At 72.5% G+C, this 12,403-nt stretch carries 12 protein-coding genes; 8 read left to right on the forward strand and 4 right to left on the reverse strand.

All coding sequences use genetic code 11. The annotated features are described in order from the left end of the window. Positions 1–36: 36 nt before the first annotated feature. Positions 37–1,113 carry a quinone-dependent dihydroorotate dehydrogenase gene (locus ABZ914_RS00210; RefSeq protein WP_500190498.1) on the reverse strand — a complete coding sequence of 359 codons (1,077 nt, stop codon included), beginning with the start codon at positions 1,111–1,113 and terminating at the stop codon, positions 37–39. 249 nt (positions 1,114–1,362) lie between these two features. Here ABZ914_RS00210 and ABZ914_RS00215 point away from each other — a divergent pair, with 249 nt between their 5' ends. After that, positions 1,363–1,557: a DUF6243 family protein gene (locus ABZ914_RS00215; protein WP_433146079.1), complete on the forward strand. Its 195-nt coding sequence runs from the start codon at positions 1,363–1,365 to the stop codon at positions 1,555–1,557. A gap of 69 nt (positions 1,558–1,626) precedes the next feature. On the opposite strand, the gene ABZ914_RS00220 is transcribed toward ABZ914_RS00215, so the two are convergent. Beyond that, on the reverse strand, positions 1,627–2,646 hold the full coding sequence (locus tag ABZ914_RS00220) for a hypothetical protein (RefSeq protein WP_500190501.1): 1,020 nt from the start codon (positions 2,644–2,646) through the stop codon (positions 1,627–1,629). 175 nt (positions 2,647–2,821) lie between these two features. Here ABZ914_RS00220 and ABZ914_RS00225 point away from each other — a divergent pair, with 175 nt between their 5' ends. Then, positions 2,822–3,814, forward strand: coding sequence for an SCO0930 family lipoprotein (locus ABZ914_RS00225; RefSeq protein WP_500190502.1), 993 nt, complete (start codon positions 2,822–2,824; stop codon positions 3,812–3,814). 120 nt (positions 3,815–3,934) lie between these two features. Here the strand turns inward: ABZ914_RS00225 and ABZ914_RS00230 are convergent, their stop codons facing one another. Beyond that, positions 3,935–5,245, reverse strand: coding sequence for an ammonium transporter (locus ABZ914_RS00230; protein WP_190867300.1), 1,311 nt, complete (start codon positions 5,243–5,245; stop codon positions 3,935–3,937). Positions 5,246–5,481: 236 nt separating this feature from the next. Here ABZ914_RS00230 and ABZ914_RS00235 point away from each other — a divergent pair, with 236 nt between their 5' ends. The 6 genes from ABZ914_RS00235 to ABZ914_RS00260 all read left to right on the forward strand — a co-directional run bounded on the left by ABZ914_RS00235 (position 5,482) and on the right by ABZ914_RS00260 (position 11,534). Further along, the gene (locus tag ABZ914_RS00235; RefSeq protein ID WP_500190504.1) at positions 5,482–6,795 is read left to right on the forward strand and encodes an extracellular solute-binding protein; all 1,314 of its coding nucleotides are present in this window, start codon (positions 5,482–5,484) and stop codon (positions 6,793–6,795) included. 11 nt (positions 6,796–6,806) lie between these two features. Continuing rightward, positions 6,807–7,760 carry a carbohydrate ABC transporter permease gene (locus tag ABZ914_RS00240; protein WP_433146091.1) on the forward strand — a complete coding sequence of 318 codons (954 nt, stop codon included), beginning with the start codon at positions 6,807–6,809 and terminating at the stop codon, positions 7,758–7,760. Further along, entirely contained in the window at positions 7,760–8,590 is an 831-nt protein-coding gene (locus ABZ914_RS00245) for a carbohydrate ABC transporter permease (protein ID WP_190867306.1), read from the forward strand. Before ABZ914_RS00240 ends, ABZ914_RS00245 begins: the two co-directional genes overlap by 1 nt. Before the next feature lie 20 nt (positions 8,591–8,610). Beyond that, positions 8,611–9,981 carry an ABC transporter ATP-binding protein gene (locus ABZ914_RS00250; protein WP_500190507.1) on the forward strand — a complete coding sequence of 457 codons (1,371 nt, stop codon included), beginning with the start codon at positions 8,611–8,613 and terminating at the stop codon, positions 9,979–9,981. Positions 9,982–10,058: 77 nt separating this feature from the next. After that, positions 10,059–10,763 carry a class I SAM-dependent methyltransferase gene (locus ABZ914_RS00255; protein WP_500190508.1) on the forward strand — a complete coding sequence of 235 codons (705 nt, stop codon included), beginning with the start codon at positions 10,059–10,061 and terminating at the stop codon, positions 10,761–10,763. A 9-nt stretch (positions 10,764–10,772) separates the two neighbouring features. Then, on the forward strand, positions 10,773–11,534 hold the full coding sequence (locus ABZ914_RS00260) for a YqjF family protein (protein WP_500190510.1): 762 nt from the start codon (positions 10,773–10,775) through the stop codon (positions 11,532–11,534). A 4-nt stretch (positions 11,535–11,538) separates the two neighbouring features. On the opposite strand, the gene ABZ914_RS00265 is transcribed toward ABZ914_RS00260, so the two are convergent. Then, entirely contained in the window at positions 11,539–12,327 is a 789-nt protein-coding gene (locus ABZ914_RS00265) for a DUF4352 domain-containing protein (RefSeq protein ID WP_500190512.1), read from the reverse strand. Positions 12,328–12,403 lie beyond the last annotated feature (76 nt).

Genomic DNA, 12,403 nt, shown 5'->3' on the forward strand with positions numbered 1-12,403 from the left:
CCTGCCCGCGGCCTGAGGAGGACGAGGCGCCCCGGCTCAACGGGGGCGGCGGGCGGCGGTGATGGTGGGGAAGGCGCTGGTCTTCAGGCGCCGGGCCAGGTCGCGGTGGACGCGGTGGGCCCACAGCGGGCCGCCGTAGATCATCCCGGTGTAGCCCTGGACGAGGGTCGCGCCGGCGCGGACGCGTTCCCACACGTCGTCGGCGGACTCGACGCCGCCGACCGAGACCAGGACGAGCCGGTCGCCGACGCGGTCGCGCAGCCGGCGCAGCACGTCCAGCGACCGGTCCTTCAGCGGCGCGCCGGACAGCCCGCCGGTCTCCTTCACCAGCGCGGCGTCGCTGCGCAACCCGGAGCGCTCGATGGTGGTGTTGGTCGCGATGATCCCGTCCAGGCCGAGGTCGAGGGCGAGGTCGGCGACCGCGTCGACGTCGGCGTCGGCCAGGTCCGGCGCGATCTTGACCAGCAGCGGGACGCGGCGCGGCGCGGACCGGTCGGCGGCCTCGCGGACGGCGGTGAGCAGCGGCCGCAGGTGCTCGACGGCCTGCAGGTTCCGCAGGCCCGGGGTGTTCGGGGAGCTGACGTTGACCACGAGGTAGTCGGCGTGGGGGGCGAGCCGCTCGGTGCTCGCGACGTAGTCGGCGGCGGCCTCGGCCTCCGGGACGACCTTGGTCTTGCCGATGTTGACCCCGACGATCGTGCCGGGACGGCGGTCGCGCAGCCGGGCGGCGGCGGCCTCGGAGCCGGCGTTGTTGAACCCCATCCGGTTGATGACCGCCCGGTCGCGGACGAGGCGGAACAGCCGGGGGCGCGGGTTGCCGGGCTGGGGCCGTCCGGTCACGGTGCCGATCTCGACATGGCCGAACCCGAACGCGCCGAGCGCCTCGTAGGCGACGGCGTCCTTGTCGAACCCGGCGGCGAGGCCGAGCGGGCTCGGGAAGTCCAGGCCGAGCGCGTGGACGCGGAGCGCCGGGTCGCGCGGCGCGAGGACCCGCCGCAGCAGCGGCGCCGCGCCCGGGACGGCCTGGATCGCGCGCAGCGCCCGCAGCGTCAGGTGGTGCACGGTCTCGGCGGAGATCCGGGCGATGACCAGTGAGAACAGGAGTCGATACATCGCCCGCCAGTATCGCAGCACCGGCCCGCCCGAAAACACGTTGCCCGCCGCGCGGGGCGGTCCCTACGGTGGCGGGATGATCAGCGATCTCCTGGCCACCGCCGCGTGGCCCGTGCTCCAGCGCGTGCATCCGCCGCGTTCCGCCGGACGATCCGGCCGGGACGCCAGGGGCGTCTGAGCGTCACCGCTCCCGCGCGGCCGGATCTGGGTGCAGGACCGATGGCACACCAGCCCGGACGGGAGTCGATCATGTCCAAGAGCAGGAGCCGGAACGGCATGCTCGGAGTCGGCGGCCAGCGCAAGAAGATCTCGCGCCGCGCGCTGCGCGGCGGGGAGGCCGCGGCGCCGGGCGGCGCCGCCGATCCGGCGGCCCGGAAGAAGGAGCTGCTCAGGAAGATGCGCGAGCGCGCCGAGCGGCGCGACTCCGCGGCGGACGAGCAGTAACGATCACCAGAGCGCGCCGGTCTCCGTCCAGGAGGCCGGCGCGTTCGGCCGTCCGGCCCGGGATCGGGCTCAGCGGCCGAGGAAGGTGCGGCGCAGCGTCCGGCGGACGTCCCGGCTCGCCTCGCGCAGCGTCCGGCGGACGGCGCGCAGCGGGTCGCGGACGGTGACGCGCCATGCCGCGCCGATGCCGCGCCCGATGGGGAGCAGCACGGTCGTCCCGAACCAGCGGAGCGGGATCAGCACCAGTACGCGGAAGGGCGCGACCACCAGGGTGCGCCATAGCCAGGACAGGACGCGGGCGGAGAGCCGCCACGTCCCGGCGATGCCTGCGCCGATCGGCGCCAGCACGTACCGCCACAGCGCGCGCGCCGGGACGACGACGAAGACGCGCAGCAGCCACCCGAGGCAGCGCCCGGTCTGCCGCCATGTCCATACGGCGGCGGTCGCGAAGGCCCGCCACGCCGCGGCGAGCCCGCGGCCGATCCAGCGCGCGACCCAGGCGAGCCCGAGCAGCGGCGGCAGCAGCAGGTACCGCCAGAGCAGGCTGACGGGCAGGACGATGAGGACGGCGACGAGCCATCCGATGCCCCGGAACAGCCACGCGAATCCGCGCCCGATCCATCCGCCGAGCCAGGCGAGACCGCGTCCGAGCGCACGGAGCGGCCTGAGCAGGACGAGGTCGAGGACGTGCCCGATCGGCGTCAGGACGTACCGGTAGAGCCAGCGCGCGGCGGCCGCGATGCCGAGGCCGAGCATGCGCAGCGGCCACCACAGGACGAGGCCGAGCGGCCGCAGCACCCACCGGTACAGCGCGACGGCGATCGCCGCCGGCACGCGGATCAGGAACCGCCAGCACGCCGCGACGCCGCGTCCGACCACCCTGAGCAGGTCGTACAGGAGCCGGAACGGCACGACGACGATCAGCGCGATCACCCGCGCCGGGACGACGAGCCAGGCCGGACCTGCCGGCGGCTCCGGCTCGGGCGGCGGCGGCTTGGCGAAGAGGCCGGCGGGCTGAGGCGGCGATGGCTTGGCGAAGAGGCCGGCCGGGTCGGGGGACGGGCGGCTCGGACGGTCGGGGGTCGGCACCTGCATACCTCGATCGCGGTGTTCGTGGGCTTTTCCTGGGACGTGTCCGAGGTTGAACCCGTTCCGCGCCCTTCACCGTACTGCTCCTCGATCAGGACGAGCGGTGCGGCCGCCTCCTCGATCGGCGTGCGGCACCCGGACCGAGCGGGGGCCCACAACACATGGAGGACACGAGATGCATTTCCCACGTTGGGCGTTCCCCGCCGCGGCCGCCCTCATCGCGTCCGGGATGGTGCTGTCGGCGTGCGGGCAGGAGAACGGGAACGGCAAGGGGCAGCGGAACGCCGCCGCCGGGAGCAGGGCCCAGGCGGACCCGTCGGCGTCGCCGTCGCCGTCCGCCGCGCCGACGACGCTGGAGGTCGCGAGCGTCACCAGGCTCGGCAAGGTGGTGACGGACGGCCAGGGCAGGACGCTGTACCGGTTCGACGACGACACGGCGAAGCCGCCCGCGTCGACCTGCGCGGGCGCGTGCGCGAAGGCGTGGCCGCCGGTGTGGGCGAACGGCGCCGCCACGCAGGTCAAGGGCGTCGAGGCGGCGCTGGTCGGGAAGGTGCGGCGGCCGGACGGCAAGTGGCAGGTCACCCTCGGCGGCTGGCCGCTGTACCGGTACGTGAAGGACCAGAGCCCCGGCGACGTGCGCGGGCAGGGCGTCGGCAAGAAGTGGTACGCGGCGGCGCCGACCGGCAAGAAGGCGCTCGCGGCGGCCAGGACCGCGAACAAGTGGAAGGGCTGGACGGTCGTCAAGGCGAAGAACGACCCGAAGTTCGGGCTGATCCTGACCGACGGGAACGGCCGCACGCTGTACCGCTACGACAAGGACACCAGCAAGCCGCCGAACTCGACGTGCTTCGGCGCGTGCAAGAAGGCGTGGCCGCCGGCGGTGTTCAACGGCTGGAAGCACCTCAAGCTCGAAGGCGTCAGCCGCAAGGTCGTCAACTTCATCGAGCGCAAGGACGACGGCAAGTGCCAGCTCACGATCAACGGCTGGCCGATGTACTTCTACGAGAAGGACAAGCAGCCGGGTGACACCAAGGGCCAGGGCGTCGGCGGGGTGTGGTGGCTGACGAGGCCGAGCGGTGCGAAGATCATGACCGGCGGCGGTTCGGGTGGCGGTTCGGGCACCGGGTCCGGCGGCGGCTCCGGTTACGGGACGGGCGGCGGGTACTGAGCCCCCGCGCCGTCCCCCAAGGGCGAAGGCGCGGGAGGATCGCGGGTCGGTCGGGGTCCGCGAGCCTCCCGCGCCTTCTTCGTCTTCCCGGGAACCCGGGGCCAGGCCGGGTCGGGCGGGTCAGGCGCCCTGCTCCTGCTGCTTGGCGATGCCGAGCGGGGAGGGGTGGGCGAGCTTGCCAATGGGGTTGGCGTGGCCGTTGACGCCGTGCTCGTAGGCGGTCTCGGCGTGCAGGGCGAGGTCGACGCCGCTCGTCTCGTCCTCGGCGGACACCCGGAACCCCATCACCTTGTCGATCAGCTTCCCGACCGCGAACGTGACGGTGAACGCGAACAGCCCGACGACCGGGACCGCGATCGCCTGCTTGCCGAGCTGGACGCCGCTGCCGCCGGCGATCAGCCCGGCCGCGCCGCCGGTCATCGAGCGCACGGCGAGCAGCCCGATCAGCAGCGTCCCGATGACGCCGCCGACGAGGTGGACGCCGACGACGTCGAGGGAGTCGTCGTAGCCGAGCCGGTGCTTCCAGCCGACCGCGTAGGAGCAGACGACGCCCGCGACGAGCCCGACGGCGAGCGCGCCGAGCACGTTCACCGACCCGCAGGACGGGGTGATCGCGACGAGGCCGGCGACGACGCCGGACGCGGCGCCGAACGTGGTGGGGCGGCCGTCGCGGCGCTGCTCGACGAGCAGCCAGCCGAGCAGGCCGGTGCAGCCGGCGACGAGGGTGTTGAGGAAGACGGCGGCGGCGGTCCCGTTCGCGGCGAGCGCGGACCCGGCGTTGAAGCCGAACCAGCCGAACCAGAGCAGCCCGACGCCGAGCAGCACCATGGGCAGGTTGTGCGGCCGCATCGCCTCCTTGCGGAACCCGATGCGGGGGCCGAGGACGAGCGCCATCGCGAGCCCGGACGCGCCGGAGGCGATCTCGACGACGAGCCCGCCCGCGTAGTCGAGGGCGCCGAGGTCGGAGATCCAGCCGCCGCCCCACACCCAGTGGGCGATCGGCGCGTAGACGGCGAGGGCCCAGACGGGCACGAACACCATCCAGGCGGAGAACTTCGCGCGGTCGGCGATGGCGCCGCTGATGAGCGCGGTGGTGAGGATCGCGAAGGTGAGCTGGAAGGTCACGAACAGCAGCGCCGGGACGTGACCATGGGGTGTCGTCGGGGTGATGCCTTTAAGGCCCACGTGCTCGAATCCGCCGAGCAGCCCGAGGCCGCCGAGATCGTGGCCGAACGCGAGGCTGTAGCCGGCGACGAGCCAGGAGACGGTCACCAGCGCGACCGACACCAGGCTCATCATGATCATGTTGAGGGTGCTCTTGGCGCGGACCATTCCCCCGTAGAACAGCGCCAGTCCGGGCGTCATCAGCAGGACGAGCGCGGTGCTCGCGAGCAGCCACGCGGTGTCGCCCGCATCGGTTCCTCTGGGCACGGCGTCTCCCCCTTCGCGGATCCGTTGTCCGCCATCGAGAATCACCCGTGTCCGTTTCGTGTCCTATACCGCTTTGTTTCGGCTGTGTTTCGTGTTGCCGGTGCGTTTCGTTCCCCTCACCACCTCACTCTTCGCATCTCGACAGTTACGCATTCCGGTGTTCTCATGAAATCGGACCCGCCATGGATGCGTTCCGGCGAAGCGCCCGCACATGGTGGGTGGCTTCGGGAGGCCCGATGGTCGAGGGAGTCGGACGAGCACGCAGAACCGGTACCGCACTGAGAGCCGCGGTCGCGCTGGCGCTGGCGGCGGGCGGCCTCGCCGCCTGCGGAGGCGGCGGCACCCCCACCCTGAACTGGTACATCAACCCCGACAACGGCGGGCAGGACAAGCTCGCCGCCGCCTGCTCCAAGGCGTCCGGCGGGAAATTCAAGATCAAGACCTCGCTGATGCCGGACGACGCCACGCAGCAGCGCGAGCAGCTCGTCCGGCGGCTGGCCGCCAAGGACGGCGGGCTCGACCTGATGAGCCTCGACCCGGTGTTCGTCGCGGAGGCCGCGAACGCCGGGTTCCTGCGGCCGTTCCCGGCGAGCCAGGCGGCGCGGTTCACGCAGGGCGTGTTCCCGGTGGCGGTGCAGAGCTCCACCTGGGACGGGAAGCTGTACGCCGCGCCGTTCTGGGCGAACACGCAACTGCTCTGGTACCGCAAGTCCGCCGTGAAGAAGGCCGGCGTCGATCCGAACGCGCCCGACTTCACCTGGGACAAGATGATCGACGCGGCGCTGCGCACCGGCACCACCGTCGGCGTGCAGGCCAACAAGTACGAGGGCTACATGGTGTGGATCAACGCCCTCGTCGCGTCCGCCGGCGGTCAGGTGGTCGGCGAGGCGCAGAAGGGCGACAACGCGCGGATCGAGATCGACTCCCCGGCCGGGCGGGCCGCGGCGACGATCGTCCACCGGCTGGCGACCTCCCGGGCCGCGAGCCCGACGCTGTCCACCGACATCGAGGAGCAGGCCCGCGCCCTGTTCAACGGCGCGCGCGGCGGCTTCATGGTCAACTGGCCCTACATCTGGGCCGCCGACGCCAGCGACGCCAAGGCCGGCGTCATCGGCAAGGCGATCCCGTCCGACATCGGCTGGGCCCGCTACCCGAAGGTGGCGGCCGGCCAGGACAGCAAGCCGCCGTTCGGCGGCATCGAGGTCGCGATCGGCGCCTACGGCAAGTACAAGAACACCTTCGCCGTGGACGCGGTCACCTGCATCACCTCCACCGAGCACCAGAAGGAGTACATGCTCGCCGAGGGCAACCCGGCGGCGCGTCCGGCCGTCTACGACGACCCGGAGATCCAGAAGCAGTTCCCGATGGCGGGACTGATCCGCGACTCGATCAACGCGGCGGCGCCGCGCCCGATCACGCCGTACTACACCGACGTGTCCGGCGCGATCCAGAGCCGCTGGCACCCGCCGGCGTCGGTGAACCCGAACTCGACGCCGCGCGAGTCCGCCACGTTCGTCCACCAGGTCCTGCGCGACCAGCGCCTGCTCTGAAGGGACCGACGATGACCGCAGTGCACACCGCCCCCGCCGCCGGAAGACCCGCGGCGCCCGCGGCGGAGATCTCCGACCGCGGCCGCGCCGAACGCCGGCTCGGCCTCCTGCTGTCCGCCCCGGCCGTGCTCGTCATGCTGGTCGTGACCGCGTACCCGCTGGTCAACGCCCTGTACCTGTCGCTGTTCAGCTACCGGATCACCGCGCCGGACGACCGCCGCTTCGTCGGCCTCGCCAACTACGGGACGGCGCTGTCCGACCCGCTGTTCTGGCAGGACGTCCTCACCACCTTCGTCATCACCTTCGTCACCGTCGCGGTGGAGCTCGTCATCGGGTTCGCGCTCGCGATGGTGATGCACCGGGCCGTCTTCGCGCGGCGGACCGTCCGCACCGCGATCCTGCTGCCCTACGGGATCGTCACGGTGATCTCCGCGTTCGCCTGGAAGTACGCGTTCGACCTCCAGTCGGGGTTCGTGAACTCCTGGTTCGGGCTCGGCGACTACGCCTGGTTCTCCGGCCGCTGGTCCTCGATGACCGTGATCGTCCTGTCCGAGATCTGGAAGACGACCCCGTTCGTGTCGCTGCTGCTCCTCGCCGGGCTGGCGCAGGTGCCGGGCGACCTCGGCGAGGCCGCGACCGTGGACGGCGCGACGGCGTGGCAGCGGCTGCGCCGGGTGACGATCCCCAACATGAAGGCCGCGATCCTCGTCGCGGTGCTGTTCCGCACGCTCGACGCGTGGCGGATCTTCGACAACGTCTTCGTCATGACGTCCGGCCAGCAGAAGACCGAGACGCTGTCGTTCCTCACCTACCGGCAGACGATCACCCGGACCGCGATCGGGCTCGGCGACGCGGTCGGCGTGCTGCTGTTCCTGTCGGTGGTCCTCATCGCGGTCGTGTTCATCAAGGGGTTCCGTGTCGACCTGGCGCAGGCGCGCGGCGAGCGCGGGGGAGGCGAGAAGTGATGGAGACCGCCCGTTCGAAATGGCTGTGGGCCGTCGCGTCCCTGCTGATCCTCGTGTGGACGGTGTTCCCGATCCTGTGGATCGTGATGCTGTCGTTCAAGCAGCCCGGCGAGATCGGCAACCAGAAGGGCTTCCTGCCGCACCACTGGACCTGGGACAACTACCGGACGGTCTTCAAGACCGACCTGTTCACCGCCGCGCTGATCAACTCAATCGGCATCTCGCTGATCGCGACCGTGATCGGCGTCGTGTTCGCCACGCTCGTCGCGTACGCGATCGCCCGGCTGGAGTTCCCCGGCAAGAAGGCGATCCTGTCGTTCGCCCTCGCGATCGCGATGTTCCCGGTCGTGTCGCTGGTCGGGCCGCTGTTCGACCTGTGGCGCGACGTCGGCCTGTACGACACGTGGCCGGGGCTGATCATCCCGTACATCTCGTTCGCGCTGCCCCTCGCGATCTGGACGCTGTCGGCGTTCTTCCGCGAGATCCCGTGGGAGATGGAGCAGGCCGCGCAGGTGGACGGCGCGACGACCTGGCAGGCGTTCCGCAAGGTGATCGTCCCGCTGGCCGCGCCCGGCGTGTTCACCGCCGCGATCCTCACCTTCTTCTTCTGCTGGAACGACTTCGTGTTCGGGATCTCGCTGACGTCGTCGGACCGGGCCCGGGTCGTGCCCGCCGCGCTGGCGTTCTTCACCGGCGCGTCGGAGTTCCAGCAGCCGACGACCGCCATCTGCGCGGCGGCGGTCGTGGTGACCGTCCCGATCGTCGTCATCGTCCTGGCGTTCCAGCGCCGCATCGTCGCCGGGCTGACGTCCGGCGCAGTCAAGGGCTGAGGGCCCGAGGGGGTTGAAGCATGGCCGCCATCACCATGAAGAACATCGTCAAGCGGTACGGCGACGGGTTCCCGGCCGTGAACGAGGTGTCCCTGGACGTGCGGGACGGCGAGTTCATGATCCTCGTCGGGCCGTCCGGCTGCGGCAAGTCCACCCTGCTGCGGATGATCGTCGGGCTGGAGGACATCACCGGCGGTGAGATGCGCATCGGCGAGCGGGTCGTCAACAAGATCGCGCCGCGGCAGCGGAACCTGTCGATGGTGTTCCAGAACTACGCCCTGTACCCGCACCTCACGGTGTTCGAGAACATCGCGTTCCCGCTGCGGCTGGCGAAGGTGCCGCGCGAGGAGGTCGACCGCCGCGTCCGGGAGACCGCCGAGCTGCTCGAACTCACCGAGCACCTGGACCGCAAGCCGGCGAACCTGTCCGGCGGGCAGCGGCAGCGCGTCGCGATGGGCCGCGCGATCATCCGGCAGGCGAACGCGTTCCTGTTCGACGAGCCGCTGTCCAACCTGGACGCCAAGCTGCGCGGCCAGATGCGCACGGAGATCTCGCGGCTCCAGCGCCGGCTCGGCGTCACCACCGTGTACGTCACGCACGACCAGACGGAGGCGATGACGCTCGGCGACCGCGTCGCGGTGCTGCGCAAGGGCGTCCTGCAGCAGGTCGGGAGCCCGCGCGAGCTGTACGAGGAGCCGGTCAACCTGTTCGTCGCGGGGTTCATCGGCTCGCCGTCGATGAACTTCCTGCCCGCGTCCGTCGACGGCACGGCGCTCGACACCCCGCTCGGCCGCTTCGAGGTCGGCGACGAGCGCAAGGCCGCCGCGGTGGCGGGCCGCGACGTCGTGCTCGTCGGGATCCGCCCCGAGCACTTCGAGGACGCCGCGCTGGTCGGCGCGGAGAGGAAGGCGCGCGGCAGCACGGTCAGCGCGCGCGTCGACGTCACCGAGTGGCTCGGCAACGAGCTGTACGCCTACGTCCCGTACGAGGCGCCGGCCGACCTCGCCGCGCAGCTCCGCGACCTGTCCCGCGAGCTGGACAGCGACCAGCTGCGCACGCAGGCGGTGGTGGCGCTGGACGCGTCCAGCGGGATCACGCCGGGCGACGAGGCGGAGCTGTGGATCGACACCTCGAAGATCCACATCTTCGATCCGGCGAGCGGCGAGAACCTCACCCGCGACGAGGCGCGGGTCGCGGAGCTGGCGCGGGTGGCCGAGCGCGCCCGCGAGGCCCAGCGCCGGGCGCAGCGTCCCGGCGAGGGCGCCGGCGCGGCGGCCGACCCGGCCGGCGGTGCTCCGCGCGCGGCGGGCGCGGCGGGCGCGGCCGGAGACGAGGCGGGCGCGCCGGGAGGGGAGGAGGGAGCGGCGACCGCGGGCGCCTCGGAGACCTGACCCCGCGCCCCGGTCGGCGCGACCGCGCGTCCCGCGCAGGCGCGCCGTCCGGCGACGGGTCTGGCACGATCGGACGCATGTACGACCGCTTCGCCGACGAGTACGCCGCGCACGCCGAAGTGAGCCCCCACAACGCGCTCTACGACCGTCCGGCCGTGCTGGGCCTCGCCGGGGACGTGCGCGGCATGACCGTGTTCGACGCCGCGTGCGGACCCGGCCTCTACGCCGCCGAGCTGCAGGAACGCGGGGCCCGGGTGCTGGGCTGCGACGCGAGCCCGAGGTTCGTGGAGCTGGCCCGCGAGCGCACCGGGGGCCGCGCGGACCTGCGCGTCCACGACCTGGCCGAGCCGCTCGACTGGGTCCCGGACGGGACGGCCGACCTGGCCGTCCTCGCCCTCGCGATCCATTACCTGGACGACCGCGTCGCGCTGCTCAAGGAACTGCGCCGCATTCTCGCGCCGGGCGGGGCGCTGGTGCTGTCGACGGAGCATCCGACGTCGAAATGGCTGCGGCTCGGGGGCTCCTACTTCGACGTGGCACCCGTCGAGGAATCGCTCAGCGATGAGCGCGACTGGCCGATCCGCGCCTGGCGCATGCCGCTGACCGACATCTGCGCCGAATTCCGCCGCGCCGGGTTCCTGATCGACGAACTCCTCGAACCCCGTCCCGTTCCGGAGATGGCCGAAAGCCATCCCGACGACCACGCTTCGCTGAGCCAGGTTCCGGCCTTCGTGGCCTTCCGGCTGATCCCGCGCCCCGGCCGGGCGGGGGCCGCCGCCTAAACTGGCCGGGTGCCGTCCCGCAGCGCGCCCGCCGAACCGGTCACGCCCGATCCACCGGGCACGATCGACCGCCCGCTGCTCACCCAGTCCTGGCTGGACGTGACGATGGTGCACTGGACCGCCGACCCCGCCGACGTGGCGAGACTCCTCCCGGCGGGCACCCGGCCGGACACCTTCGACGGCGCCGCCCACGTGGGCCTGATCGCCTTCCGGATGCACCGCGTCGGCTGGCTCCGGTTTCCCGGCGTCCCGTATCTCAGCCGTTTCCCCGAGACGAACGTCCGCCTCTATTCGGTGGACGGGAACGGCCGGCGCGGCGTCGTGTTCCGTTCCATGGACGCCTCGCGCCTTATCCCCGTGCTCTTCGGGAGGATCGGTTTCGGGCTGCCTTACCTGTGGTCGCGGATGTCGGTCCGGCGCGTCGGCGACACCGTCTCCTATATCGGTTCGAGGCGCTGGCCGGGGCCGCGCGGCGCGGGCTGCAGAATGGTCGTCCGCGTCGGGGAGCGGATCGATGAGCCGACGGGCCTGGAGCATTTCCTGACCGCCCGGTGGGGGCTGCACAATGCCTCCTTCGGCCGGACGATGTTCCTGCGGAACGCCCATCCGCGCTGGCCGCTGCACCGCGCCGAACTGCTGAAATGCGATGAGGACCTGGTGGCCGCCGCCGGGCTGCCCGCGCCGGGCGGCGAACCGGTGAGCGTCCTGTACTCGCCCGGCGTCCCCGCCCGTTTCGGGCTGCCGTCCGGCCCCCTGCGCGCCGACGCCTGACCCGTCAGGCGCCCTCGATCTCGATCCGGACGCCCCGGCTCCCGCCGGCGGCGTGGAGTTCCAGCGCGCGGGCGGCGAAGCCGGGCGGGACGTCGAAGAGCAGGTAGCCGCTGAAGGACGAGCCGGCGGGCAGCGGCCGGGACGCCGCCCGCACGTACTTCTTCGAGCGCGACGGGCCGAGGAGCAGCGAACCGGACCGCTCGCCGTCGCCGCCGCGCAGGCGCTGCGCCGCCGCGTCCAGGCGGAGGGGCGCGGAGCCGGTGTTGGCCGCCGTCAGCCGGACACGGCACCAGGCGCCCGTGGCGGCGATCCCCTTGACCTTCACGCCGCACCAGGGGCCGGACGCGGTGAACGCCAGGTCGCCGTCCTGGACCGGGCTGCCGAGGGCGCCCCGGACGGGCGCGGTGGCGTGCCGGTGGAAGGCGTAGGCGCCGCCCGCCAGCGCGGCTGCAAGCAGCAGGACCAGCGTGGTGAGGAGGAGCCGCGGGCCCGCCGTCCGGCCGCCGAGGAGCCGGATGTCGCGGATCGCCAGCCAGCAGATCTGGAGGGTGGCGGCGAGGTCGGCCACGCCGATGAGCGGCAGCAGCCACCCCGCGGCGGACCGCCGGTAGCTGTTCAGGACGAGCAGGACGGCGAACGCGACCAGCGCCTGCACGCCGAGGACGGCGCCGAACGCCCGCACGATCCGCGGCACGGCCCGGACCGGCTCCGCCTGCATGGGCGGCCGCGGGTCGTAGGCGGGCCAGGCGACGGGCCCGGGCGGGTCCGGGCGGGTGGTCTGCGCGTCCGACACCGGCCCACCGTAGGGGGCGCCGATTTCATGATCGGCTTTTGGCCTGAACCGGCCGGACGCAGGGCAGAGCGGGACG

Origin of the sequence: Spirillospora sp. NPDC046719 (assembly GCF_040645715.1) — a bacterium.
Taxonomy (GTDB): domain Bacteria; phylum Actinomycetota; class Actinomycetes; order Streptosporangiales; family Streptosporangiaceae; genus Spirillospora.

Coding starts and splice junctions, on each gene's coding strand:
- ABZ914_RS00210 (WP_500190498.1), bottom strand. CDS start 1,113: ATGTATCGACTCCTGTTCTCACTGGTCATCGCCCGGATCTCCGCCGAG.
- ABZ914_RS00245 (WP_190867306.1), top strand. CDS start 7,760: ATGGAGACCGCCCGTTCGAAATGGCTGTGGGCCGTCGCGTCCCTGCTG.
- ABZ914_RS00215 (WP_433146079.1), top strand. CDS start 1,363: ATGTCCAAGAGCAGGAGCCGGAACGGCATGCTCGGAGTCGGCGGCCAG.
- ABZ914_RS00235 (WP_500190504.1), top strand. CDS start 5,482: ATGGTCGAGGGAGTCGGACGAGCACGCAGAACCGGTACCGCACTGAGA.
- ABZ914_RS00240 (WP_433146091.1), top strand. CDS start 6,807: ATGACCGCAGTGCACACCGCCCCCGCCGCCGGAAGACCCGCGGCGCCC.
- ABZ914_RS00225 (WP_500190502.1), top strand. CDS start 2,822: ATGCATTTCCCACGTTGGGCGTTCCCCGCCGCGGCCGCCCTCATCGCG.
- ABZ914_RS00250 (WP_500190507.1), top strand. CDS start 8,611: ATGGCCGCCATCACCATGAAGAACATCGTCAAGCGGTACGGCGACGGG.
- ABZ914_RS00255 (WP_500190508.1), top strand. CDS start 10,059: ATGTACGACCGCTTCGCCGACGAGTACGCCGCGCACGCCGAAGTGAGC.